Here is a 25,842-nt window from a genome sequence, read left to right as displayed (position 1 = left end):
TCAAGGCAAGCTGCCCCTAGGTACTTCCCCAAGCAGCCCAGCCCAACGTACCTGCCACCTGCCACCCCAGCCAGCCCTGATCCCGGCCAGCCCTCATCCCAACCAGTCCTGACCCTCTCCACCCGAATCCGCAACCCGCATCCATCCTCCCCATGGGCACCACCTCAACGCGTTACCGGAACCCAGTCAAACCACCAGCGCCCGACCTTGAAATCTGCGTACTGCACTGAGCCTCAGCCCTGCAGATTTCAACAGCCCCAGCGCCACCTTCACCGTGACGCGTCACGCAAATGGTCCACCTCAAACGGGTCCAGAACCTCGAACGGCTCGGAGATCAGGTCCACGTGCTCAAAGCGCCCATCCAAAACAGCCGCGCAACCTCCGCATGGGATTTGATGGACGCAACAGGCTGCTGATCCCAACCGCTCCGCGCCAGATCCGACGCAAGTCCTCAGTTTTTCCCCATCCGGGCATAGGAAAAATCTCAAAAATCGAAGGATTTCGATACGCCGCGCGACCCCGGCGCAAGAATACGAGCCACGCCCTCGGGTGCCCCCGATCTTCCGCGCATGAATGGATATCCCGCGCCGCGCCGAATCCGCCTGGCACTCCTCGATGACCACGACGTCGTGCGTCGTGGCACTGCCTATCATCTTGGCAAGGATCCCCGGTTCGAGATCGTCGCCAGCCATGGCCGCAGCCCGGCCTTCATTGAACATCTGCAGCATCGCGCTGTGGATGTCGCCATCATCGACATCGCGCTGGCACCCGGTGACATCAGCGGCCCGGAACTGGTACAGCGCCTGCGCCACACGCTGCCGCGCGTGACCCTGCTGGGCTTCGCCGGGCATGCGTCGGTGGCCGCCATCAACCATCTTCTGGACGCCGGCATCAGCGGCTTTGTCGGCAAGGCCGAGCCGTTGAGCGAACTCTCCGATGCCGTGATGCGCGTCTACCAGGGCCTGTGCCGGATTCCGCCCTCATGCCGGCTGCTGGCGCCCAGTGATGCCTTGAGCCGCAACGAGCGCGAGGTCATCCGGCTGATGCTCGACGGCCTGACCATGTCCGAAATTGCGCTGCGCCGCCATCGCAGCATCAAGACGGTCAGCACCCAGAAGATATCCGCCTTGCGCAAGCTGGGGCTGCGCAACGACGCCGAGGTGTTTGCCAACCGGCAACAGCTGGAGGCACTGTGAGCACGTCATGGCGCTGTGTCCGGCAGCTTCTGCTGCTGGGCATGCTTGCCCTGCTTCCCGGCATTTCGGCCGGCGACACCCAGTCGCGGCAGTGGGGTGCCGGGCGCGTGGTGCGCGTGGCCACCGGCCCTGTGCTGCGCCCTGCCCCCGAAGACGATCCGGACGCGGATCCGCTGCCAACGCTGGCCCACGGCTACGCGCTGCTGGTGACCCGCCATTCCGGCCTCAGCTTCCTGGACGTGCCACGCAGCAGCATGCAGGACGGCGTTGCTGCCGTGTGCGCGCGGCAGGCCGACCTGGTGTTGATCCAAGGGCCGGCCAATGCCTTCCAGCCGGCCTGCGTCGACCTGGTGACATCGCGCGCTTTCCCTGGCGGCGCAACGGTGCTGGCCGGACGCATCGGCGAGCGCCTGCCGCACCGGATCAGCGAGCTCGATGGATGGCGGCTGGCAGCCGTCGACGGGGGGCCCTACCCCATCTGGCTGGGCACGCATCACCCGGCGGTGCACCTGCTGCCGATGCCCAGCATGCATGCGGCACTGGCGGCAGTGGACAGCGGCCGCGCCGATGCAGCCATCGGCCTGGAATCGGTTGCGCGCTCGCTGGCGCGGCGTCACTTCTCACATCGCCTTCGCGTGCAACGGCTCGATGCCCACTTCCCGACCGAGCTGTACCTGCTGGCGCGGCGCGAGGACCAGCCGCTGCTTGCCGGCATTGAACAGGCATTGGCCGACATCGGCGTGGATGAGCATGCCCGCCTGCTGCAGCGCTGGGCCCGGCAGGCGCTGCCAGCTGCGCTGGCCGATGGCTGGGCCGGACGGGACCTGCCGTCGCGGCGCGGAGTGCTGGCCGTGGTCACCGCGCTGCTGGCGCTGCCGTTGCTGGCCGGCGCACTGCTCACCCTGCGCCGCCGGCGTGACCGCGAGCAGGCGCAGATGACGGGGCTGATCAGTCATGAAATGCGCAACTCCGCGCAGGCCGTGATGGCATCGATCGATCTGCTCGGGCAGCTGCCGCTGCCGGCGCGCCCACGGCAGCTGGTGTCCGCCGCCGCCAGTGCCAGCCGGGCATTGCGCAGCCTGCTGGACCGCGCCCTGGATTTCTCGCGGCTGGCCAGCGGCAGCTTCCAGCCGCACCCGCAGACGTGCGATGTTGGCGCGGTGTTCGCGCAGGCGCTCGATGCGGTCCGGCCGCAGGCCGCGCAGAAGGGCCTGCATCTTGCGCTCAGCGCACCGCAGGCGCCGCTGCCGCTGCTGTCGATCGACCCGGACTGCCTGCGGCAGCTGCTCGACAACCTGCTGGGCAATGCCCTCAAGTTCACCGACATCGGCGGGATCGAGCTGCGGGTGCGGCTGGACCTGCCACCGAAGCCACCTTCATTGCTGATCGAGGTGATCGACAGCGGCATCGGCATCGCGCCGGCACAGATGGCGCGCCTGTTCGAGCCGTTCCAGCAGGCCGATCCGGGCAGTGCGCGCGGTGGCAGCGGCCTGGGCCTGTCCATCTGCCGCGAACTGGCCCGGGCCATGGGCGGAAACCTGGATGCGCACAGCGTCTACGGTCGTGGCAGCCGCTTCATCCTGCACCTGCCGGTCGCCCTGCCCGGGCCCGACGCCCGCATCGCACCTGTGAAGGTGCCCGCATCGCCGCTGTCCGGTGTGCAGGTGCTGCTGGTCGAAGACCATGATCTGAACCGGCAGGTCGTCGCCGCGCAGCTGCGGCACTGGGGGGCGGTGGTGCAGGAGGCGGCGGACGCTTCCAGCGCACTGGCGCTGCAGGCGCAGGCGCCCTGCCCGGTCGTGCTGCTGGACATAGGCCTGCCCGGGATGGACGGGTACCGCTTGGCCAGAGACCTGCGCCAGCAGTGCAGCACGGGCGCGCCGCCACTACGGTTGCTGGCGCTGTCGGCGCGCAGCGGTGCGGCGCACGCGCAACGCTGCCGCGATGCCGGCATCGAGGCGGTGCTGCACAAGCCGCTGCGCTGCGATGCGCTGCTGCAGGCGCTGGGATCCGTGGCTGCGGCCGATGCGGACGCCGAGACCGATCGGGAACACGCCGAGCTGGCGGCGGCCTACGACGACAGCATCGATGAAGAGTTCCAGCATCTGCAGGCTGCGCTTGCAGGGCGCGATGCAGGCGCCCTGCGCCATCACGCCCATCGCCTGCTCGGGGTGCTGCAGATGTGCGGCGCCGGCGATGCCCTGCCCTGGGCCGAACAGCTGTCGCAGTTGGGCGCCGCCGATCCGCCGCCCTGGAACGACACCCAGCGCCTGTTGCAGGCGCTGCACGCCTGGCGCGACTCCCGGGATGCGGAAGCCGCGCCCTTGCCGTGAATCAGGCGGCGTTGCGGCCGGCCTGGCGACGGGTCAGGTCGTTGAAGCGGCCCAGCGACATCAGGTGCTGGTGGATCAGCGCCAGCCAGCCGTTGCGGTGCCATTCGACCACGGTGGCGTCCGGCAGCGCGATCAGCTTCTCGACGTCCACCACGAAGAAGCCGTTGAGGTTGAACTCACGGCCATCGGGCAGGCGCACGGTGGCGTTGCGCTCGACCAGCAGGCCCTTTTCGACCAGCGCCTTGGAGAAGGCCTGGGTCTGCTCGTGCTCGCGGGTGAACTGGCCGCAGAATTCCAGCGCCTGCTGCACCATCTCGGTCGCCTTGCCATCAACGAACAGCGGCTGGCCTTCTTCGCCACCGCGGACGATGCGCGGGCTGTCTTCGTCGATGCCGAGCAGGAAGTCATTGTCCGCGCCGGTATCGATGAAGATGAACGGATGGCGGCGCAGGTAGGCCGGGATGTAGGTCTCGTCGTCCCACAGGCCATCGGTGATGAACAGATTGTCGGTGGTCACGCCCACCGCCGCCATCGGCACCGCGCTCGGGCCGGCGAACAGGATCGGGAAGTGGTGCAGGGCCAGCGAGAACTCGCCGAGCACCAGCGGAATGGAGTTGCTGCCGGCAGCGAACTCGAGCTTGCCCGGCAGGATGCGCAGGTCGGCATGCACATCGGCCTGCAGCGGCACCGGACGGGTGTAGAACAGGGGCGCGTTGCTCGGCGCGGTTTCGGTGGTGGTGTCGCTGGTGGTGGTCATCGTGAAAACCATATCGATCATGCGCGCCTGCCATCCCGGGCGCGCCAGCGGGAACAACCTGAATCCCGCATTATCAACAAGGTGGGTGACAACAGCCACCCCGGCGCCGACTTATTTCAGCTGCAACGGGTAACGCTGCCACAGTACGTGGACCAGGAAGCCGGCCAGTTCGGTGTCGCGCGCGCTCACTGCCGCACGGATCTTGTCCAGCAGCACCATGTCGCTGCAATGCCGCACGTCGGCATGGTTGGCCTGCCCTGCCCGCCGCGCCCGGTAGCGCGCGGCCCGCTGCGCATCGCTCATCGCGTACCCGAACTTGGGCGGGCGCCCGCGCTTGCGCGGCAGGGTCAGCTCCAGGGTTCCGGGATCATTGTCATCACGCATGGCAGGTGCGGGCAGCGGCAACAGGGGGTGCGCAATTTATCGTGAGGCATCACTTTAATCCAGCTTTTTCTGCAGTTTTGTTGCAATGCAGTGCAACACGACGCGCCCACAAAAAAGGGAGCCCGCGAACGGGCTCCCTGCACATGTTCCACTACGCCACGCGCACCGGCTCATAGCCGTGCAGGTGCGCCTCGCTGCTGGCCCTTCCCTGGCTCAGCGAGCGCAGCGAGGTGGTGTAACCGACCAGCTGCGCCAGCGGCGCGAATCCGCTGACTTCGGCGCGACCCTCCTGGTCGTCGATGCGCGCGATGCGGCCGTGGCGGCGGTTGAGGTCGCCCACCACGTCGCCCACCGAGGCCGACGGCGAATGCACCGTCACCGCCATCACCGGCTCCAGCAGCTGCGTACCGCCTGCCGCGAGTGCCGCCTTGATCGCCTCGCCTCCGGCGCGATGGAAGGCCATGTCCGAGGAATCCTTGGCATGGGTTTCCCCATCGACCAGGCTGACCTCGATACCGACCACCGGATGCCCCTGCGGGCCGGACGTCAGCGCCGCACGGACACCCTTCTCGACCGCGGCGATGAAGCCGCGCGGTACCACGCCACCGACGATGCGGTCGTTGAACACGACCTGGTCGTCTTCGCGCGGCACCACGTCCAGCACCACGTGGGCGAACTGGCCCTGGCCACCGTTCTGCTTGGATACCCGGCCAACAGCACCGGATACCGCGCGCAGCGGTGTTTCCTGGTAGGCCACGCGTGGTGCACCCACGCCGACATCGACCTTCCATTCGCTGCGCAGGCGCTCGACCATCACCTCCAGGTGCAGCTCGCCCATGCCCCAGACCAGGGTTTCACCACTGTCGCGCTCGGTTTCCACCTTGAACGACGGGTCTTCCTGGGCCAGGCTGGCCAGGCCCTGCGCCATGCGGATCAGGTCGGCGGCACGTGCCGGCTCCAACCGCCACGCCAGCACGGGGGCCTGGGCCTGGATGCTCTCCAGGCGCAACGGCTGCCCTCGCCCACTCAGCGTTTCACCGCTCACCGCATCCTTCCAGCCCAGCACGGCGACGATGTCACCGGCCACGGCCTGCTCGATGTCATGCGTCTGGTCGGCCTGCACGCGCACCAGCCGGCTGACGCGGCGCCCTTGCGGGTGCTGCGAACTGGCAACGGCGTCGCCGACCTTCAAGGTGCCCGAGTACAGCCGCACGAAGCTGAGCGCGCCGTGCTGCTGGTGGGTGATCTTGAACAGCAGGCCGGCCAGCGGACCCTCCGGATCCGGCGGCAACACCACCTCGCCGCTCTCGCCTTCGGCGGTCACGGCAGGACGATCCAGTGGCGACGGCAGGTAATCGACCACCGCATCCAGCAGCGTTTCGATGCCCTTGTCCTTGAAGGCCGCACCCGCCAGCACCGGCACGCCGGCGCCGGCCAGCGTGGCCCGACGGATCGCCGCGCGCAGCATGGCCGCATCGATCACGGCCGCTTCCAGCCATGCCGTGGCCAGCACGTCGTCATGGTCGGCCACCGCTTCGATCAGCGCCTGGCGTTGTGGCTGCCACTGCGCACGCTCGGCGTCGCCCCAGGCCGTGACGGTGGCCGCGCCGCCGTCCTGCCAGTGCAGCACGCGTTCGTCGACCAGATCGACCCAACCGTGGAAGTCGCTTTCGTTGCCCAAGGGCACACCCAACGCCCACGGCCGCGCCTGCAGCTTGTCCTGCAACTGCTCCAGCACGCGCTCGAAGGAGGCGCCGATGCGATCCATCTTGTTGACGAAGGCGATGAGCGGCACGCGATGGCGGCGCGCCTGGCGCCACACGGTTTCCGACTGCGGCTGCACGCCATCCACGGCCGAGAACACGGCCACGGCACCGTCGAGCACGCGCAGCGAACGCTCGACTTCAATGGCGAAGTCGATGTGGCCGGGGGTGTCGATCAGGGTCAGCCGATGCGGCGGCAGCTCGCGCGGCGCCCACTGCGCCTGCACGGCGGCCGCGCCGATGGTGATGCCACGCTCGCGCTCGATCGCCGAGAAATCGGTGGTGGCATTGCCATCGTGGACTTCGCCGACGCGATGGATCTCTCCGCTTTTCCACAGCAGGCGTTCGGTCAGCGTGGTCTTGCCGGCGTCGATGTGGGCAATGATGCCAAGGTTGCGACGGCGGGAAAGGACTTGGGTGTTCATGAGAAAGGTTCCTGCAAAGCCAACTCCAGGGGCCGCACACCCCGGTTGGCGGCAGGGTGCGCGGCTAGCGTTCGGTCTCGGCGATCTGGTGCATGGCACGTTCTCCTTGCGGTACAGCGGGTTGTGGAAATGGGAATGTCGGAAACGAAAAGAGCGCCCCGGAGGGCGCTCTGTGGATGGTCCATCGACGGCCGGATCAACGGCCCCGTGGCACTCCAGGCAGGCACGCCCGTTCCGCGCTTGCGCGGGTCAGGGTGAAAAACTTCAGGAGCGGCATCCGGTTCATGGGGCGCATTCTAGACCTTCCATTCGGGCGCGCAAGTGAATATTGCGCGCATGGATGGAACGATAAGGCTTGCCGAGGCAATCACTCGCAGCCGTTGATCCGGCGGGCTTCACCCACCGTGGCGGCATGATCACCGGTTACCGACACCCAGTCCTTCAGCGAGAAGGCCGGATCAACTGCGCCGCGCTTGGGCGAGTCGTACATCGTGATCTCGGTCCAGCTGCCCACCGCGCCCAGCTCGGCCAGGCGCGCGGCCTGATCCTCATCGCTGCTGAAGGTGGCGCCCGGCTTCGACGGCTTCGCAGTGTTCACCGTTTCGGTCTTCAGGACGCGTACGCGCAGCGCGCCACCCGGCATGCGCTGGCTGATCACATCGTAGCGTTCAGTGCCGTAGGCCCACGGACGCTCGGCACGGCGACGCACTTCGCTACCATCATCGGCCACTTCGACCGAACCATCCGCCAGCCCGGCAATGCCAGCGATGCCGCCATAACCGGCCATCATGGCCTCGTAGCCGACCAACTGGCGCTTCTCAAGCGGCAACTCGCTGGCCGCAGGCTTCATGCCCGGCAGGTTCAGGTACGCCGACTTCTTGCACAACAGCAGCACGCGCTGGTCACCCCAGGCCATCATCATCGCCCCACCGGTGAAGTAGTGCGTGGTGAACAGATCAGGCTTGGCGCCTGCGCCGTTGGCATGCCGCGTTTCGATCGACGTGGCCTGGTCGGCCGTTTTCTCGATCGATACGGTGCGGGTCGAGGCGGCATGGGCGGTACACGCCGTCGCAACCAGCGAAACCAGCAGTGCGGTGCGGGGGAAACGATGCTTCATGGGGATCAGTCCTTTGAGAAAAACGAACCGCCAATAATACGTCGCGACGCACCATGACGCTTTACCGGATCAGGTCACGGTCAACGCCAACGGGTCAGGAGCACTTGCCTGGGTTCTGGATCAGATCCCGGTTCTGCTCTGCTTGATTCCTGACACGAGGGCGTCTGGCATGCGACACCCTCAGGTCACCACCACCAGCGGCACGCCCCGACGCGGATGCTGCAGCACCACCACATCCTGCTGGTACACCCGCTGCAGGTTGTCTTCGGTCAGCACCTGCGCCGGCGTACCGTCGGCGGCTACCCTGCCCTGCTCCAGCAGCACGATGCGATCGGCATAGCCGGCGGCCAGGTTCAGGTCGTGCAGCACCACGATCACGCAGGCGCCCGCTTCGGCGCAGGCGCGCACGCTGCGCAGCGTACGCTCCTGATGGCGCAGGTCCAGCGCCGCGGTGGGCTCGTCCAGCAGGATCAACGGCGTGTCCTGCGCCAGCACGCGGGCGAACGTGGTGCGCGCCGATTCGCCACCGGACAGCTGCTGCACCTCACGCAGGCGCAGCGCCTGCAGTTCGGCCGCATCGATCGCGCGTTCCACCTGCGCATCATCCACGACCGGATCGGGCGGATGCGGCAGGCGCCCCATCGCCACCACTTCCTCCACGCTGAAGGCAAAGCGCACGCCGTGCTCCTGCGGCATCACCGCACGTTCGCGCGCCAGCGGCCCGGACTTGTAGCCGCGCAGCGGACGTCCATGCAGCTGCACGTCGCCACTGTCGGCATGCAGGTCACCAGCCGCCACCCCCAGCAGGGTCGACTTGCCGGCACCATTGGGCCCGACCAGCGCGGTCACCGTGCCCGGTGCGAAGGCCAGGCTGATGCCGTGCAGGATCTCGCGCTGCTGGCGGCGCACCACCACCTCGCGCAACTGCAGGAAATCGCTCATGTGACCGCCTTGCGGCGCTGCTGCAGCACCAGCCACAGGAAGAACGGCGCACCCAGCGCCGCCGAGAACAGGCCCAGCGGAATCTCTGCCGGTGGATCAAGCGTGCGCGCAGCGGTATCGGCCACCACGATCAGCACCGCGCCAAGCAGGCCGGAGAGCGGCAGCAGCCAGCGATGGCCCGGGCCGACCAGCAGGCGCGCGACGTGCGGCACCACCAAGCCCACGAAGCTGATCGAGCCGGCGAACGCCACCGCCGCACCGACCAGCAGCGCACTGAAGGCGACCAGCCGGCGCCGCGTGCGCGCGACGTCGAGCCCGAGATGCTGTGCCTGGCGCTCCCCCAGCGCCAGCATGTCCAGCGGCGTGGCCAGCCGCTGCAGTGCGATGGCGCCGACCGCGAACAGTGGCACCACGGCGACCACATCGGCCCAGTTCGCGCGCGCCAGGGATCCCATCTGCCAGAACACCAGCGATTGCAGCTCGCTCTCGTTGGCGATGTAGGTCAGGAACCCGATCAGCGCCGAGCAGAACGCGGCCATTGCGATGCCGACCAGCAGCAGCGTTGCATTGCCGCTGCCCTTGCCCGGCCGCGCCAGCGCGTAGGTCAGGCCAATGGCTGCGGCACCGCCGCCGAATGCCGCGACCGGCACCAGCCAGCCGGCGGCGCCGGCGGCGCCGAGCACGATGGCCGCCACCGCGCCCAACGCCGCGCCCTGGCTGACGCCAACGATGCCGGGGTCGGCCAGCGGATTGCCGAACAGCCCCTGCAGGCTGGCACCGGCCATGGCCAGCGCTGCCCCCACCATGGCCCCCAGCAGGGCGCGCGGAATGCGCAGCTGCCACACCACGGCCAGGTCGCGGCTGCTGACCGCCTGTGCGTCCAGCAGGCCCAGCTTCACTCCGAGTGCCTGCAGCACCTCCAGCGGCGGCAAGCGCAACGGCCCCACCGCAAACGAGGCCAGCACCGCGCCCAGCAGGGCAACCAGGGCGACCAGCAGCATCGTCCGCCCACGACGGCGGCGGCGATCGGCAGGACTCATGCCGGCGGCAGCGCTGCCAAGGCCTTGGCCAGGGCCAGGGCACCGGCACCGGAGCCGATGCTGGTGTATTTCAGCTGCACGTCCGGCATCACCCAGACCCGGTTGGCCGCACCGGCCGGGGTCTGCTTCAGGGTGGGATACGCCTTCCACAGCCCTTCGGCGCCACCGAACTGCTGCAGGTCATGCTCGGTAACCAGGATCACTTCCGGGGCCGCAGCCACCACGCCTTCATTGCTCAGCTGCGAGTAGTTCTTCACCCCCGCCTCGGTGCCGATGTTGACGCCACCGGCCAGCGCCATCAGCTGCGCCGAGGCGCTGTCGGCACCGGCGACGGTGGGCAGGCCCCCTGCACCGGTGGCCGAAACATGGATGATGCGCGGGGCGTGCTTGAGTGTCTTGCCGATGGCGGCGGCCTCGTCCAGCTGGCGCTGCAGCTGCGTGGCCAGTGTCTGCCCGGCATCGGCCAGGCCGATCGCGCTGGCGATCTTGCGCACCTTGTCCGGGGCCGGCTGCAGATCGTCGATCACCACCGCCGGCTCGCCCACTTCCCGCAGCTTCTTCGCCAGCTCGGTATGGCGGCGCAGGCTGTTGCCCAGGAACAGCGAGCCCTTCAGGCTCAGCACGCCCTCGACACCGGTGGTGCGGTTGAACAGGAACTGGTGCGGTGCCGCCAAGCCGGCCTGGGTGGTGGTGTTGGTCGGCGCGGCAAAGACCTGCTTGCCCGCGCCCAGGGCCTCAAGCACGGCGATGACATCGTCGCCGCCGGCGATGATGCGGCTGGCGTCGACCACCTCGACTTCGGCGCCATCATCGGACTGCACCTTGGCCGGCAGGGAGGCCTTCTGGTCCTGCAGGGACGGCACGTCCGCACCCGCGACCCGCTGCCAGCCTGCCGGCAGCGCGGCGTCGGCCGCTGCCGTTGCGGCGGGCGCCCCCGCCGGCGTGGCGGCATCGGACGGTGCCGGCGAGCCGCCGCAGGCAGCCAGTGCCAGCGAAACCGCCAGCGGAAGCGCACACAGGCGCAGACGGGACGCGATGTTCATGCTCGTTCTCCTTGCTGGCAGGGCGGCACCTGCGCCGCCCTGCCCTGTGACTTACTGCTTCGGGGTGATGCGGGTGATGCGGTCACCCTTCGGGTCTTCGGCGCCGCGCGACTTGTTCACCGCGAACACGTTGCCCTTGCCATCGGCACGGACATGGTTCGGCAGCGTACCGCCATCGAGGTTGGCGACCACCTTGCCATCGCCGTTGACCACGGTGACGGTGCCGGCGCCGCGATTGCTCACATAAGCCAGGCCGGAGGCATCGTCGAAGGCGACGTTCAGCGCGCCGGCGCCGACCGGCACGTCGTGCAGCACCTTGCCGGCGGCCACGTCGACGATCAGCAGGTTGTCGGTACCCTGCGAGGCCACGTACAGGCGGTTGCGCGCCGCGTCGAAGGCCACGCCGGAGGCGCTGATCGAGTTGCCCAGGTCGATCACCTTGTCGACCTTGCCGCTGGCCACATCGATCACCGCCGCTTCCGGAGTGCCGATGCTGACGGTGAACAGCTTGCCGCCCTTCTCGTCCAGCACCAGGCTCATCGGGGTGAACTTCCCGTCATCCACGCCGGATTCCAGCGTGACCGCCGGCAGTTCCTTGAAGGTCCTGGCATCGAACACCGACAGGTGGTCCTCGCCCGTGGCCGACGCGAACACCTTGCCGTGGGTGCCATCGACCACCACGTCGCGCGCATGCGGCACGGCATCGACCGGGAACTGGTGGACCAGCGAGAGATCCTTCTGGCGATAGACCGCGATGGAGTTCTGGCGGGTATTGGTGACCCAGACGTTGCCATTGGTGTCATCCACGCCGACGCCGTAGACCGCGTACACCGCGCCGTTGGTGCTGCCCGGCACCTGCGCCGGGGTGATCGCCTTGGTCACCTTCAGCGACTTCGGGTCCAGCTTCAGCAGCTGCGACTGGGTCACCGGCGGGCGGCCCACCGCCGAGGTGACGAACAGGGCGTTGCTGGCAGCGCTGTACGCCGACTGGTACAGCCCGGGCACCAGCTTGTTGGACTGGGTGGTGAAGCCGGCCTGCCCGGACAGCGGCAGCTGCGGCGAAACACGCAGCTTCAGCACCGTCGCCGCCGCCGGCTGGCTGGCGCGCACCACCACCGGGTGGGTGCCCGGCACGGCGTCGGCCGGGATTGCCAGCTGGGTCTTGAAGTTGCCATCGGCATCGACCACGACCGGCTGGCTGTTGAGCACGGTGTCGCCACGCAGCAGGCTGACCTGCTGACCCGGCACGAAGCCGCGGCCGGTGACATCGGCGGTGCTGCCGGGCACCACATTCTCACCGCGTGAGACAACCTGGCCCTTGAAGGTGGCGTTGACCGGCTGGTCGAAGACCGGCTGGGCGGTGGCGGTCACCGCCAGCAGCAGGCCAGCGGCCAGGGAAGTGAGGCGGAACGACGGACGGAACGACATGGAAGGCTCCTTGCACACGTAGGCCGCGCCACGCGGCGCGGGATTCATCGGTTGCCTGGGCCGCTGTGCGTCGACAGCACTGCCTGGGTAGTGGGGGCGCGCGGCACCGCCGCGCGAAAGCGTCAGTCAGCGGTGTTGTCACCGCCCGTGGACACGCCGTCGCCGGCGCTGCGGTCGGCCACGTTGTACAGCTCATGCAGCGCGGCATGGAACGAGGCCGGCAGCATCGGGCCGTGACCGAGGCCGGGGAATTCGCGGTACTGCACACTCAGTCCCGGCACCTTGCGCAGCCGTTCGGACAACTGCATCGCCGCGTCCGGGGTGGCCGCGCCGATCCGGCGCAGGTGCGCGACCACGCGCGGATTGCTCATATCACGCTTGCCGCGATCACCCACACGCTCGGCACCGCCCAGCATCAGCCAGAGCTTCGCCGGCTGGCCGTGCACGTTCTGCACGAACTGCAGTTCCGGATCGCCCAGCGCTGCGCCCTGGCTCCACCACAGCGACGGGCTGGCCGCGAGATAGGACTGGAATGCGGCCGGCCGCGTGTACAGCGTGTTGAGCACGAACAGCCCGCCCAGCGAATGCCCCCACAGCGCCTGCTGCTGGGTATCGATGCGCGCACGGCGCTCGACTTCGGGCTTGATGCGGCGCTCGATCACGTCCAGGAATGCCGCAGCGCCGCCACCGGCCGCCTGGGTCGCCCCGCTTTCGTCGTCGGCGCGATCGATCCACGCGGTGTAGTCACGGGTGCGCGCCTTCGAGTCGATGCGCAGGTCATTGTCGTAGCCGATCAGCACCAGCACCGGCGGCACCTTGCGCGCGGCCAGTTCGGCCAGCAGCGGCTGGTCGAGCACCATGGCCACCGCATTGCCGTCCAGCGCGTACAGCACCGGCGCCGGGGTCTTTCCCGCCTTGGCCGGAATCGCCAGATTCACCCGCCAGCGCCGCTGCTGGTCAGGACTGTCCACCACGAAGGTTTCGAAGCGATAGCTGGCGGCCGGCTCGTCGAGCACGGTATGGCCGATCTTCTGCAGCGGATTGCGCTGCTGCGCATGGGCGTAGGGCGTGGCCATCAGGACCCCCATCATCAGGGCGGCCAGGCAGCCGAAGGAGCGTGCGGAAAACATCATGGGTGACGGATGCGGCGGGCGCTGCCGCCTCTTCATCAAGGGACCGCAGTCTACCTTAAACGCGAATGATTATCACATCGATCACACGTCACACTGTGTATCGCGCGCGCGACCCAGGGGGCCGCGCGCCAGTGGTAGCGCCGGGCCATGCCCGGCGACCACGCCACGCAGGGACTCAGCCGAATTCCGGCGGCACCGGGCCGTACTGGTTTGCTTCCGGCGTGCCCGGCAGCAGCGTGAACACGAAGATCACCAGGCCGCCAAACGGGATGAAGGCCAGCAGGTACAGCCAGCCAGACTGGTTGCAGTCGTGCAGGCGGCGCACGGTGACGGCGATGACCGGCAGCAGGGTGGCCAGCCAGAACAGGACAAACAGGATGATCGATGCGATGCCCAGGCCATCGGACTGCATCACCAGCGCAGTGATCATCGGCACCATCAGCACCACCGAGACGATCAGCATGAACAGCTGGAACATCCAGTATTCGCGACGGTTGGCACGACCATCGAACTGGGCGTAACGCTTCAACGGCAGGATGAGCTGGTCCATGGCAGGAACGTCCTTGGGAAAAGAAGGCGCGCAGTGTGCCAAATGGGCAGACATACGACAATTCCAGCGAATCACCCAGCGCCGCTGGGACAGGCATACTGCATCCATGCATACGCCGCCTCGCCCCGCCGCCTCGCCACGGCGCTACGCCGCAGCTGCACTTGTGTGCGCAATGACCCTGTGCGCGACAGCCTGCACTGCTGATCGCGGCGACCGCATCGGCTTCGATGGCGTGCAGATCACCCCCTGCCCCGACCAACAGGCACTGGAGCGCCAGCTGGCCGGGGTCACCGCGCGACTGAGGGTAGCGTTTCCAGAAACCTATGCAGGCCGCCGCGTTTCCTGCGATCCGCTGCAGGTTGTCGTGCTGCTGAAAGGCGACGCCCGTTACAGGACGCGCACGATGCAGTGGCCGCGCGGCGACATTACCGTCAGCTTCGTTTCAGGCAGCCTGTATTCGAGCAAGGATCTCAGAACCATCCTCGGTGCCCGGACGCTGGATCGGTGGTTCCCGGATCCGGATGGCATGTCTGTCGACGCGGTAAACGGCCAGCTGGAGGTAGGTGCAGCGGCTGATGCGAAGTTCTCGCGCTACCAGACCGCAGCGCGTGAAGCGGAGAAAGCGCTGGGCGTGCCGATCGTGATCAAACGCGAACGGGGAACGATCCGATTGTAGAGTCAGCGGCCTTTCGCGGCCCGCGCCGCTTCACGCTCGGCGCGCAACCGGTCCAGCTTTTCCTTCAGCTTGATCTCCAGGCCGCGCGGCACCGGGTTGTAGTACACGCGCTCGCCCATCGCATCCGGGAAACCGGTCTGGTCCAGTGCGATGCCGCCCTCGGCGTCGTGGTCGTACTGGTACTCGGCGCCATAGCCCAGCTCCTTCATCAGCTTGGTCGGCGCATTGCGCAGGTGCAGCGGCACTTCTTCGGTGCCGCTCTGGCGCACATCGGCCTTGGCCTGGTTGAAGGCTGCGTAGCCGGCGTTCGACTTGGCGGTGCTCGCCAGGTACAGCACCAGCTGCGCAAAGGCGAGCTCGCCCTCCGGGCTGCCCAGCCGCTCGTAGATGTCCCAGGCCTCCAGCGCCATGCTCTGCGCGCGCGGGTCGGCCAGGCCGATATCTTCGATGGCCATGCGGGTCAGCCGGCGCGCCAGGTAGGACGGATCACAGCCGCCATCGAGCATGCGGGTCAGCCAGTACAGCGCGGCATCGGGGTTGGAGCTGCGCACGGATTTGTGCAGCGCCGAGATCTGGTCGTAGAACTGCTCGCCACCCTTGTCGAAGCGGCGGGTGCGGTCGGCCAGCACCTGGGTCAGCGTCTGCGGGGTGATGCGACCGCCCTCCCCGCCCGCCAGTTCGGCGGCGATCTCCAGCAGGGTCAGCGCACGCCGCACGTCGCCATCGGCGGCGGTGGCGATCTCCAGCAGCAGCTCGGGGGCGACGTCGATGCCCGCCTCGCCGAGGCCACGCTCGCGGTCCCCCAGGGCGCGCTGCAGCGCTTCAACGATGTCGGTCGGTGAAACGCCCTCCAGCACATGCACGCGGCAGCGCGACAGCAATGCCGAGTTCAATTCAAACGAGGGGTTCTCGGTGGTGGCACCGACGAACAGGATGGTGCCGCGCTCGATGTGCGGCAGGAAGGCGTCCTGCTGCGACTTGTTGAAGCGGTGCACCTCGTCCACGAACAGCACGGTGCGCCGGCCTTCGGCGAAACGCTGCGCCGCCTCGGCCAGCACCTGGCGCACTTCCGGCAGGCCGGACAGCACGGCGGAGATGGCGCGGAATTCGGCGTCGGAATACTCGGCCAGCAGCAGCGCCAGCGTGGTCTTGCCGCAACCGGGCGGCCCCCACAGGATCATCGAATGCACGCGGCCGGATTCGACCGCGCGGCGCAGCGCGCTGTCCGGCGCCAGCAGGCGCTTCTGCCCGACCATTTCGTCGAGGGTGCGCGGGCGCATGCGCTCGGCCAGCGGGCGCATGTGTTCCCGATCAACGCTCAACAGATCGGGGCCTGGGAAGGAAGTGGAACGATGTCTTGGCACCCGGTCATTGTACCGCGCCACCCCTCGGTAGCGCCGGGCCCTGCCCGGCGGGCCGAACGCCATCTCCGGTAATGCCGGCCGCTGGCCGGCAGCCCCGCAAGCTGTCGGAAATGGACCGAACCCAGTGCCACGGTTCGACAGTAAACCACTGATTCGAATAGACCCATTTCCCTGAGACATTCCGTGCCGCAAAGCAGTGACCGAAGATCCGCAGTTCAACCGTCAAGGAGCAATGGCGTGCGCGATCCCGAATCCAACGCCCTGGAATTCATTGCGGGCTGCGCGGTCGACGCAGATATCTACTATCTGGCCGCGGCAATTGGGCCAGGCCACGAGTACTACGATCCGGATCCCGGCCCGCCTTCCCGGATGTTCATTTTCAGCCGCACCGCGAAGGAAGAGTGGTTCCACCACGATCTGCAGGACTTCCAAGTCGTGTCCACGCAGGTTGTCCCGGACGAAGAAGGCGGTCGTCCTCGTCGCGTGCTCGCCCTGGATTTCTATGGACAGCTGGAAGACTATTCACGTGCTGGCGCCACCATCGAGCACGTCTCGGCTGAAGGCACCGACTTCTGCGGAGGCCTTACCTGCATGCGGTTGCTGGGAGACGACCTGTTCTGCGGTGGCACAGGAGGACAGATCCATCATCGGGGCGAAGGCGGATGGCAGCAGCTTCCAACCCATTTCGCGACTGCCTTGTGCAAGGAAGACGACGACGAGTCGGACCTGGATGACTTCGAGTGCTGGCGCGACTACTCCAGCCACCTGCTCGAGCTCGGCGATGTTCCCGCACTTCCTACAGCCCCCCAGGAACGCGACGCAGAGCTTCGCCGGAGATACGCGGATTGGCGCGCGTACATGACCAATGTCCGGGGGAAAGGAGGATTCAACCAGCGGCTCGCAGAGTTCCACGTCGGCAGCGTGAACGATCTCTGCGGAACGGGCTTTACTGACCTCTACGCCATCGGCTCCCATGGCCTGATTGCGCACTGGGACGGCCTTGACTGGACACACTCAGAGCCCGTCACCACTGCGGTGCTGCTGAATGCCTGCAGGACTGAGCAGGGCCACCTCGTTATCGTCGGCACCGAAGGCACCATCGTTACGGGCGACATTTCCTCTGGATTTGAGCGTCTACGGCACGACATCAGTGAAGAGATCACCTTCAACTCCGCGTGTCAGCACAATCAAGAGGTTTATATCGGCTCGGAGAATGGAGGCCTGTACGTCTACAGCCTCGAAACCGGCGTAGTTGAGCCCTTGCTGGAAGGCCTCCCCGAAGAGCTGAGAGATGCGACGATCGTTGACATCAGTTCCGCCGGTAGCGTGCTGTGGGTGCTGACGCCCTGGGACCTGATGCGATTTGATGGTGCCGAGTGGCAGGTGATCGTTCATCCGGACAACGGATGAGCCGGCCGAAAGCGCGCCAACCAAGGTTGGCACCTACCAGAGCGGGTCAGGTCGGATCGCGGTAGCGCCGGGCCGTGCCCGGCGGGCGGGACACGATGTCTGGTAGTGCCGGCCGCTGGCCGGCAGATCAAAAGCGTGTCAACCAAGGTTGACACCCACCAAGGCGGTGCCGGTTGACACCCACCAGAGCAGGTAGCGCCGGGCCACGCCCGGCGCCCCCGATCAGTTGCCGATGACGTCGGTGCCCTTCGGCGGGGTGAAGCTGAAGGTGCCGGCAGCGAAGCCCGGGTTGCGCTTCCAGCCGCTGAAGCTGATCACGGTGCGCTGGCCGACGGCATCAGTGATCTCCATCTTGGCCAGGCCCTGGGCGTTGAAGCCGAGCGCGGCGTACTGGAAGCTGGCCTCGGTCTCGCGCTTCGGCGACAGCGACAGCCACTGCAGGCCGTCACGCTGTGCGGCCTCTTCGCTGACGTCGTACTGCTGCTCCAGCAGCGCCGGGTTGATCAGCGCGGTCAGCGGGCTGTTCTGCTCTTCCTTGCCCTGCTCGCGCACGGTGGCCTGCTCCAGGTCCGGCTCGTACATCCAGACCTTCTTGCCGTCGGCCACGATCAGCTGCTCGTGCGGGCGCACGTATTCCCAGCGGAACAGGCGCGGCGCCGACAGTGCCACCCGGCCACTGGTCGACTCCTTCACCTTGCCGCGGCTGTCGAACACCTGCTGGCTGAACTGCCCATCCAGCCCCTTCAGGCCACTGGTGAAGGTTTTCAGGTCGTCGCGGGCACCGGCCCAGGCGCTGCCGGCGGCAGCACAGGCCACGGCCAGGGTGGTGGTGGCGAGGAAACGGCTCAGACGGATGTTCATGCAGGAATCCTGTGGGCGCTGTGGCCAGGAAGGTTGGGGCCAGTGTGCCCGGCAAAAGATGAATGGGCGATCAGGGCGACATTATGCCGCCCTGAATGTCCATCGGCGATTCAGCCGCCGGAGCCCGGCAGCTTGCCGTACAGCACCTGGCCGCGGAAGCCGCGACGGACCTCGCGGTACAGCGCGCGGAACGCGGCATAGTCCTGCGGCTGGCACAGGGCGTCGGCACCGCGTACCGCGTTCTGCTGCAGGCGATGGTGCACCGTCACTTCCTGCCCCTGCCGGCGCCAGTCGACCCGGTAGTCCCCGGCCGCGTTGCTGAAGTGCTGGCTCTGCGGAATGGCGATGATCGGCGCATTGGCCGGGAACTGCAGGCGATAGGTTTCCTCGCGCAGGCTGGCATAGCAGTAGAACGGCGTTTCGTTGTCCGGCGCCGATGCGGTGGCATACAGGCCCCGCACCGACTCGCCGCCCGGCGGATCGGGCACGGCCATGCCGCCGGCCACGCCGAAGTCGACGTAGTCTTCGGCCTGGAAGGCCATGCGGTAGCCGAACGGGCGGGTCAGGTCGACCGGCACGCCCTGCAGCTGAAGCTGGCCCCGCCCATCGAAACCGGATGCGGCCATGATCGATTCTTCGGCGCGGGCACGGTTCTGCGCGTTGAGCTGGGCGAACTGCGCGCGCATGCCGATCTCGGCGTTGTCGCTCAGCTGCGGCACCGTCTCGCCCTGCAGGTTGCCCTGGGCATCGAAGCTGAAGCGCACCTCCATGACCGTCGCGTTGCGCTGCGGGTCGTTTGCCGGCGTGCGCGAGACGGTGGCATCGCGGGTGTGCAGCACCGGTGCGCCGAGGTCGCTGTCGGGCAACTGGCCGAAACGCGCCCAGGCACTGGTCGAATCCAGGTACAGGTCGAACTCGGGCACGTAGGTGATGGCGTGGTTGAAGCGGCCGAGCACCGGGATCTTCGGCAGGGTCGGCCCACCGCCGGCACCGATCAGCACCGGCGAACTGGCGATGCCCTTGGCGGCCAGCAGCGCCTCCAGGATCGCCACATGGTCCTTGCAGTCGCCGTAGTGGTTGTCGAGGATGCTCTGCGCGCTGTTCGGCTCCAGTCCGCCATTGCCCAGGTACACCGCTACATAGCGGATGTTCTGCGCGACCCAACGGTAGAGCGCATCGGCCTGCGCGCGGCGATCGCTGATGCCGGCGGTCACCTGGTCGGCCAGCGCCTGGATGTCCGCGGTCACCTGCGCGGCCTGCCCGGCCTTGAGCTGGTACGCCCGCCCCATCTGCGCCCAGTCCCTGTAGGTGCTGGCCATGATGTTCGGCCCGAACTCCCAGACCGCCGCCGACCAGTTCTGTGCCTGCATCGCCTCGCGCCGCTGGTAGCGCCAGCGCCACTGCGCCTGCCCGTTCTTCACCAGCGGGCGGTCACTGCCCTGCACGCCGCGGCTGTCCACGTACATCGGCAGGTTGGCCGGCGCACTCAGGGTCACCTCGGCATCGTCGTACTGGGTGAACACATTGAAGGTCTCCCACAGGCCGAAATAGCCGGGGAAGTACGGCGTCAGCTGGGTGCGCCGCACCTGGTAGGACAGTCGCGTGCCCGGCGCCAGGTTGGGAAACACGATCACCCGCACCTTGCGGTCGGCGTACATCGCTGCCGAGGCGCTGGAATAGCTTTCCTGGGTATAGATGCGATCGGCCGGCACGTCACGGCGCTGGCCATCGGCGGTCAGCGTATAGGCGTTGACCACTTCCAGCGTTTCCATCTTCTCGCTGTAGCTCAGCCGCACCTGGCTGAACTGCTCCACCGCCGCCTTGGTCTTGAGCAGGATCTCGTAGGTTTCGGTCTGCACGTTGCCCGCATCCGGCCGCACCTGGTAGTCGGCGCGGTAACGCACGAAGCTGAAGTTGTTGCTGGCCTCGGCGTCGCTGCTGGTGGACGGTGGCGCCGGCGTGGGCACGGCGGCGCCGGCGGACGCATCGGCCAGGGCCGGGCTGGCGGCCAGCAGGCCGGCCAGCATCAGCAGGCAGGGGGCGGGTCGAAGCATGCGTCGGTTCCTTGGACGTCGGGGGACTTACTTCGGCGGCGGCGGTGCCAGCACCGTGCGGTCGCCATTGTGTTCGGGCGCACTCACCACGCCGGCCGCTTCCATGGCCTCGATCAGGCGCGCGGCCCGGTTGTAACCGATCTTCAGGCGGCGCTGCACCCCGGAAATCGAGGCGCGACGGGTCTCGGTGACCACGCGCAGCGCTTCGTCGTACAGCGGATCGGACTCGTCGCCACCGGAACTGGTTTCCGGCAGGCCGGTCGCGCCCACCACCACGCCATCGCCCATCGTCTGCACTTCGTCCAGCACGCCGTCGATGTAGTCGGCCGGCCCCATCGCCTTCAGGTGCTCGACCACCCGATGCACTTCGTCATCGGACACGAAGGCGCCGTGCACGCGCTCCGGCATGGCCGTGCCCGGCGGCAGGTACAGCATGTCGCCGTGGCCGAGCAGGGTTTCCGCGCCGGACTGGTCCAGGATGGTGCGCGAGTCGATCTTCGAGCTGACCTGGAACGCGATGCGGGTCGGGATGTTGGCCTTGATCAGGCCGGTGATGACGTCCACCGACGGACGCTGGGTGGCCAGGATCAGGTGGATGCCGGCCGCACGCGCTTTCTGTGCCAGACGGGCGATCAGCTCTTCCACCTTCTTGCCGACGATCATCATCATGTCGGCGAATTCGTCGATGAAGATGACGATGAACGGCAGCGTCTCCAGCGGGCGCGGCGCCTCGCCCAGTTCCGGGTTCGGCTTGAACAGCGGGTCCATCAACGGCTGGCCGGCGTCCTGGGCGTCCTTCACCTTCTTGTTGAAGCCGGCCAGGTTGCGCACGCCCACCGCGCTCATCAGCTTGTAGCGCCGCTCCATCTCGGCCACGCACCATCGCAGGCCGTTGGCGGCCTCCTTCATGTCGGTGACCACCGGCGCCAGCAGATGCGGGATGCCCTGGTAGACGCTCAGCTCGAGCATCTTCGGGTCGATCATCAGCATCCGCAGGTCCTTCGGCGAGGCCTTGAACAGCAGGCTGAGCACCATGGCGTTGACCGCCACCGACTTGCCCGAACCGGTGGTACCGGCCACCAGCAGGTGCGGCATGCGCGCCAGGTCGGCCACGGTCGAACGGCCGGCGATGTCCTTGCCCAGCGCCAGGGTCAGCACGCTGGCCGACTTGTCGTACTCCTTCGAGCGCAGCAGCTCGGACAGGTAGATCATCTCGCGGGTGACGTTGGGGATTTCCAGGCCGATCACCGACTTGCCGGGAATCACATCGACCACGCGCACCGACTTCACCGACAGGCCGCGCGCGATGTCCTTGTCCAGCGAGCTGATCTGGCTGACCTTGATGCCCGGTGCCGGCTCGATCTCGAAGCGGGTGATGACCGGGCCCGGATTGGCCGCGACCACCTGGGCGTCGATGCGGAAATCCTTCAGCTTGAACTCGATCTGCCGCGACAGGACATCCAGGGTGTCCTTGTCATAGCCCACCGGCTGCGGCTTGGGGTCGTCGAGCAGGGCCAGCGGCGGCAGGTCCGAACCGTCGCCGTTGACGCCGCGGAACATCGGAATCTGGTTGTCACGCTTGGCCCGGTCACTCTTCTCGATCACCGGCTCCGGGCGCGGCTCGATCTTCACCGGCTCGCGCTTGGCGCGAACTTCGGCATCGGCCTTGCGCACTTCCTGGCGTTCCTCGCGCAGCGCGCGGGTCTGCTGCCATTCGGTGGCCTGTTCCTTCTTGCGCTCCAGCAACGGCGCCAGCGACATCACGCCGCGGCCGATCTTTTCCATCACCGTGAACCAGGACAGGCCGGTGGCCAGGGTGATCGAGGCCAGCAGCAGCACCAGCACGAACAGGTTCGCACCCAGCGCACCGAAGCCGACCGTGAGCGAATTGCCGACCAGCTTGCCGAGGATGCCGCCGGCACTGGAGACATCGCCACTGAACAGCCGCACATGCAGGAAGCCGGTGCCGGCGATCAGGAAGCCGACCAGGCCGACCAGACGCAGCGCCGGATCCAGGTCGTTCTCGCCCTTGCTCTCGCGCTTGAGCCCGAACATCGCGATCCACGCCAGCGCGCCCAGCACCACCGGCAGCAGGAAGGCGATGTAGCCGAACAACTGCAGCAGCACATCGGCGATCCATGCCCCGGCGCGGCCGCCCATGTTGTGCACCGGCGCGACCACGCTGCCGGTGTGCGACCAGCCCGGGTCGGTGGCTGAATAGGTGAACAGGCTGGCGGCCAGATACAGCAGCGCCGGCGCGATGGCGATCAGACCCAGGTCGCGCCAGAGGCGCTGACGGCGGGGATTGTCGGTCGTGGCCGCTGCCGCCGAGCGACGCGATGCCTTTTTGTCGTCGGACCTGGAGCGTTCGGGGACCTGCTTCGCCACCTTAGACCATACCTTTGGAATGCGCTGTTAGTGTTTGATAATAAACGAGACGGCGTCAGTTTTCAGTTATCCGCCCCGACACGGCCGCGGAGCGGCGCCGAAATCACCCGTGGGTGACGGCGTTCTGTTCATCGGCTTGAATCGCCCTGCCCCAGCCGCCACTCTATGACCAGCCGAGGACACTGCGCAAACATCGCCAGTGCCTTGTCCCATCTACCTTTTCGCGAGTTTACATGAGCACCAGCCTGCCCTCCCGTCACCAGCGCCTCGTCATCCTCGGTTCCGGCCCGGCCGGCTGGACCGCCGCCGTCTACGCCGCCCGCGCCAACCTGAAGCCGGTCGTCATCACCGGCCTGCAGCAGGGTGGCCAGCTGATGACCACCACCGAGGTGGACAACTGGCCGGGTGACGCCCATGGCCTGATGGGTCCGGACCTGATGGCGCGCATGCAGGCCCACGCCGAGCGTTTCGAGACCGAGGTCATCTTCGACCACATCCACACCGCGGACCTGTCGCAGCGCCCGTTCAAGCTGATCGGTGACAGCCATGAGTACACCTGTGACGCCCTGATCATTTCCACCGGCGCCACCGCCAAGTACCTGGGCATCCCGACCGAAGAGGCGTTCAAGGGGCGTGGCGTGTCGGCCTGTGCCACCTGTGACGGCTTCTTCTACCGCGACCAGGACGTGGTCGTGGTCGGCGGCGGCAACACCGCCGTCGAGGAAGCCCTGTACCTGTCCAACATCGCCCGCAAGGTCTACCTGGTCCACCGCCGCGACACCCTGAAGGCGGAAAAGATCATGCAGGACAAGCTGTTCGCCAAGGTCGCCGCCGGCAAGATCGAAACGGTCTGGCACCACCAGGTGGAAGAAGTGCTGGGCAACGACGCCGGCGTGACCGGCGTGCGGGTGAAGTCGACCCTGGACGGCAGCACGCGTGATATCGACGCCCACGGCTTCTTCGTGGCCATCGGCCATCACCCGAACACCCAGCTGTTCGACGGCCAGCTGGCCATGAACAACGGCTACCTGGAAATCCGCTCGGGCCTGGGCGGCAACGCCACCCAGACCTCGGTGGAAGGCGTGTTCGCCGCCGGCGACGTGGCCGACCAGCACTACCGCCAGGCGATCACCTCGGCCGGCTTCGGCTGCATGGCCGCCTTGGACGCCGAGCGCTACCTGGATGCACAGGGCAAGGCCGGCTAAAGCGCTGATTATGCTCTGTAGAGTCGAGCCATGCTCGACTCACGCAAAGGCCGACGCGAAAGCGTCGGCCTTTCTCGTTACATCCCTGCGGCAGCCGTATTCTCAGGCAAGCCATTTCGATCAGGGCCGCCCGCAGCGGCAACACAACGAACGGTGTGAGGCACGGGCTGCGACTTGACCCCGTCCGCATCCAACACGTGCGTCTCCCAGCCGAGCGTCCCCACGCTGTTACGACCGCAGCTGAGCGGCATCCTGCTGGGCTGGTCAGGTGCGTCGATGACCACCGTCCGTCCGCTGCAGCCCCACCCTGATGGGCACAGCGTATTGCGGGTGATCAGGCTGATCGGGAATTGCGGATGGCCCGCAAACGCCACGTCCACCTCGCGCGAGTCGCCGGATGGGACGTCGACATCTGCGATCGGCTGCCCGGACAGCGGCTCGCACGCCTTCCCCGTCGCCCACAGGCGATAGCCCTTCTCCACCCCTTTCATGGACGCCGAGCGAAAGACGGGGTCCTGCAAGGCAGCCACATCGTCAGGATTGGAGTGGTAGGCGGTTTCGATGATCACCGAGGGCATCTTCCCAATGCGGTTCTCGCCGTGCCCATCAGCAGCCGATTCGGCTCGAACAGGAAAGTTCTCGTACCCCGGTTGGGCGTGGATCAGTTCTCTCATCCCGCACAGGATGCTGTCACCCAGCGCCTTGTCTTCAGGCTTGGCACGATGGTGATAGACCTCGGCACCACGAACGCTGGGGGCTGAGTTTCCGTTTGTGTGCAGACTCAGCATCACATCCACACCGAGATGATTGGCGTAATTGGGGCGAGTACGAATGTCTTCCTTGACTTCACGATCGCTGTCGGCGCTGTTTGGCAGCTCATTCCAGATGTCGGCACGTTCAGGGAGGAGCGCTTTCAAGTGATACCTGGCGGACATATGTTCCCAAGGGTGGCCCGACTCCGGATGCGGGTCCGTGGAACGACTGCGCGCTCGATGCACGACCAATCCGCTTCGTTGCTCCAGCAAGCCCTGCAGTTCGTCTCCGTATGTCGGGCTAAGTACATCCTCCTGTAGTCCGAGCGGGGCCGGTCGTTGAAATTCCCACGCCCTGCTGGGATGCAAGGCAATGTACCCATGACTTGAGGAAACCAGAGCCTGCGTGTGCGCGGATCGGGATTTCGTCGTTCTTGGCGCAGGGTGATCTTCCGGGAAATGCGCCTCCATTGGCTTGCCCTGAAAAAGGAATTCCACGTCCAGGATTTCCAGGCCCGCCTGATTGGAGTAGTGCCGAAGATCAGCGGCCAGCGGTATGAGGAAGAGCTCTCCATAGTTCTGGTCATTGCCCGGAAGGTATCCGGAGCCGAAGTCGACGACCATTCTGCGCTTTTGCGGATCTACCGCTACGCTCACAGTCACTTGGCGCAACCTGCCATTCTCTTGCAGATGGCGTGTCAACCGCGCGGAAATTTCGCGCTCAAGCAGCGCCACCAACTCTGCATAGGCGCCCGGATCTTCCGCAGGCCTCGAGGCCTCGGCCGCGGAAGCCAAAACAGGAAACGCAAAGAACAGGCCGCACGCGGCCACGATAGTTGCAAGTTTCAATCCCTTCATTGTTGATTCCTCCATGTCGTGGGATACACGCCGCTCATGCAGCGCCCCGCCACCCTGCCCAGCCGTGCGCCAGTGATTCCGCACCCAACGCACAGGCAGGGAGAATTCAAACTTTCCTCACCCCCAACCAGAACAATCCGGCCCAGCCCCGCCAACACCGTTC

20 protein-coding genes are annotated in these 25,842 nt (G+C 67.0%); 5 read left to right on the top strand and 15 right to left on the bottom strand.

What is annotated here, in order from left to right; translation table 11 throughout:
* Positions 1-569: 569 nt before the first annotated feature.
* Both Q5Z10_RS11155 and Q5Z10_RS11150 read left to right on the top strand, forming a co-directional pair.
* The gene (locus tag Q5Z10_RS11155) at positions 570-1,196 is read left to right on the top strand and encodes a response regulator transcription factor (protein ID WP_303635500.1); all 627 of its coding nucleotides are present in this window, start codon (positions 570-572) and stop codon (positions 1,194-1,196) included.
* 41 nt (positions 1,197-1,237) lie between these two features.
* Positions 1,238-3,529, top strand: coding sequence for an ATP-binding protein (locus Q5Z10_RS11150; RefSeq protein ID WP_303635499.1), 2,292 nt, complete (start codon positions 1,238-1,240; stop codon positions 3,527-3,529).
* A gap of 1 nt (position 3,530) precedes the next feature.
* On the opposite strand, the gene Q5Z10_RS11145 is transcribed toward Q5Z10_RS11150, so the two are convergent.
* The 10 genes from Q5Z10_RS11145 to Q5Z10_RS11100 form a co-directional block, all read right to left on the bottom strand.
* Positions 3,531-4,286: a SapC family protein gene (locus Q5Z10_RS11145; RefSeq protein ID WP_345783987.1), complete on the bottom strand. Its 756-nt coding sequence runs from the start codon at positions 4,284-4,286 to the stop codon at positions 3,531-3,533.
* A 111-nt stretch (positions 4,287-4,397) separates the two neighbouring features.
* Positions 4,398-4,670 carry a hypothetical protein gene (locus tag Q5Z10_RS11140; RefSeq protein WP_025877210.1) on the bottom strand — a complete coding sequence of 91 codons (273 nt, stop codon included), beginning with the start codon at positions 4,668-4,670 and terminating at the stop codon, positions 4,398-4,400.
* 151 nt (positions 4,671-4,821) lie between these two features.
* Entirely contained in the window at positions 4,822-6,858 is a 2,037-nt protein-coding gene (gene fusA / locus Q5Z10_RS11135) for an elongation factor G (protein ID WP_303635497.1), read from the bottom strand.
* Between the two features lie 367 nt (positions 6,859-7,225).
* The gene (locus Q5Z10_RS11130; protein WP_303635496.1) at positions 7,226-7,975 is read right to left on the bottom strand and encodes a hypothetical protein; all 750 of its coding nucleotides are present in this window, start codon (positions 7,973-7,975) and stop codon (positions 7,226-7,228) included.
* 180 nt (positions 7,976-8,155) lie between these two features.
* Entirely contained in the window at positions 8,156-8,917 is a 762-nt protein-coding gene (locus Q5Z10_RS11125; RefSeq protein WP_303635495.1) for a heme ABC transporter ATP-binding protein, read from the bottom strand.
* Positions 8,914-9,957 (bottom strand): FecCD family ABC transporter permease, encoded by a 1,044-nt coding sequence (locus tag Q5Z10_RS11120; protein WP_303635494.1) that lies wholly within the window; start codon positions 9,955-9,957, stop codon positions 8,914-8,916. The genes Q5Z10_RS11125 and Q5Z10_RS11120 overlap by 4 nt, the downstream gene beginning before the upstream one ends.
* The gene (locus Q5Z10_RS11115) at positions 9,954-11,000 is read right to left on the bottom strand and encodes a heme/hemin ABC transporter substrate-binding protein (protein WP_303635493.1); all 1,047 of its coding nucleotides are present in this window, start codon (positions 10,998-11,000) and stop codon (positions 9,954-9,956) included. The genes Q5Z10_RS11120 and Q5Z10_RS11115 overlap by 4 nt, the downstream gene beginning before the upstream one ends.
* Before the next feature lie 51 nt (positions 11,001-11,051).
* Positions 11,052-12,428: a YncE family protein gene (locus Q5Z10_RS11110; RefSeq protein WP_303635492.1), complete on the bottom strand. Its 1,377-nt coding sequence runs from the start codon at positions 12,426-12,428 to the stop codon at positions 11,052-11,054.
* 122 nt (positions 12,429-12,550) lie between these two features.
* Positions 12,551-13,561 (bottom strand): alpha/beta hydrolase, encoded by a 1,011-nt coding sequence (locus tag Q5Z10_RS11105; protein ID WP_442758909.1) that lies wholly within the window; start codon positions 13,559-13,561, stop codon positions 12,551-12,553.
* A gap of 175 nt (positions 13,562-13,736) precedes the next feature.
* A complete protein-coding gene (locus Q5Z10_RS11100) occupies positions 13,737-14,111 on the bottom strand; it encodes a DUF805 domain-containing protein (protein WP_303635491.1) in 375 nt (124 codons plus the stop codon).
* A gap of 172 nt (positions 14,112-14,283) precedes the next feature.
* On the opposite strand from Q5Z10_RS11100, the gene Q5Z10_RS11095 reads away from it, so the two are divergent.
* Positions 14,284-14,787: a hypothetical protein gene (locus Q5Z10_RS11095; RefSeq protein WP_303635490.1), complete on the top strand. Its 504-nt coding sequence runs from the start codon at positions 14,284-14,286 to the stop codon at positions 14,785-14,787.
* Positions 14,788-14,789: 2 nt separating this feature from the next.
* On the opposite strand, the gene Q5Z10_RS11090 is transcribed toward Q5Z10_RS11095, so the two are convergent.
* On the bottom strand, positions 14,790-16,088 hold the full coding sequence (locus Q5Z10_RS11090; RefSeq protein ID WP_303639173.1) for a replication-associated recombination protein A: 1,299 nt from the start codon (positions 16,086-16,088) through the stop codon (positions 14,790-14,792).
* Positions 16,089-16,388: 300 nt separating this feature from the next.
* Between Q5Z10_RS11090 and Q5Z10_RS11085 the strand changes: the two genes are divergently transcribed.
* The gene (locus tag Q5Z10_RS11085) at positions 16,389-17,561 is read left to right on the top strand and encodes a hypothetical protein (RefSeq protein ID WP_303635489.1); all 1,173 of its coding nucleotides are present in this window, start codon (positions 16,389-16,391) and stop codon (positions 17,559-17,561) included.
* 222 nt (positions 17,562-17,783) lie between these two features.
* Here the strand turns inward: Q5Z10_RS11085 and lolA are convergent, their stop codons facing one another.
* The 3 genes from lolA to Q5Z10_RS11070 form a co-directional block, all read right to left on the bottom strand.
* Positions 17,784-18,422, bottom strand: coding sequence for an outer membrane lipoprotein periplasmic chaperone LolA (gene lolA, locus Q5Z10_RS11080; RefSeq protein WP_303635488.1), 639 nt, complete (start codon positions 18,420-18,422; stop codon positions 17,784-17,786).
* 110 nt (positions 18,423-18,532) lie between these two features.
* Positions 18,533-20,476 carry a DUF3857 domain-containing protein gene (locus tag Q5Z10_RS11075; protein ID WP_303635487.1) on the bottom strand — a complete coding sequence of 648 codons (1,944 nt, stop codon included), beginning with the start codon at positions 20,474-20,476 and terminating at the stop codon, positions 18,533-18,535.
* Between the two features lie 27 nt (positions 20,477-20,503).
* Positions 20,504-22,864, bottom strand: a complete 2,361-nt coding sequence (locus Q5Z10_RS11070) for a DNA translocase FtsK (RefSeq protein ID WP_303635486.1) — start codon at positions 22,862-22,864, stop codon at positions 20,504-20,506.
* A 233-nt stretch (positions 22,865-23,097) separates the two neighbouring features.
* Between Q5Z10_RS11070 and trxB the strand changes: the two genes are divergently transcribed.
* The gene (gene trxB, locus Q5Z10_RS11065; RefSeq protein ID WP_303639120.1) at positions 23,098-24,069 is read left to right on the top strand and encodes a thioredoxin-disulfide reductase; all 972 of its coding nucleotides are present in this window, start codon (positions 23,098-23,100) and stop codon (positions 24,067-24,069) included.
* 77 nt (positions 24,070-24,146) lie between these two features.
* Here the strand turns inward: trxB and Q5Z10_RS11060 are convergent, their stop codons facing one another.
* Positions 24,147-25,679 (bottom strand): N-acetylmuramoyl-L-alanine amidase family protein, encoded by a 1,533-nt coding sequence (locus Q5Z10_RS11060; RefSeq protein ID WP_303639119.1) that lies wholly within the window; start codon positions 25,677-25,679, stop codon positions 24,147-24,149.
* Between the last annotated feature and the right edge of the window lie 163 nt (positions 25,680-25,842).

The organism is Stenotrophomonas sp. 704A1, from assembly GCF_030549525.1.
GTDB lineage: Bacteria > Pseudomonadota > Gammaproteobacteria > Xanthomonadales > Xanthomonadaceae > Stenotrophomonas > Stenotrophomonas tuberculopleuritidis.
The sequence above is the reverse complement of the archived record's forward strand: the minus strand, read 5'-3'. Positions and strand labels throughout refer to the sequence as shown.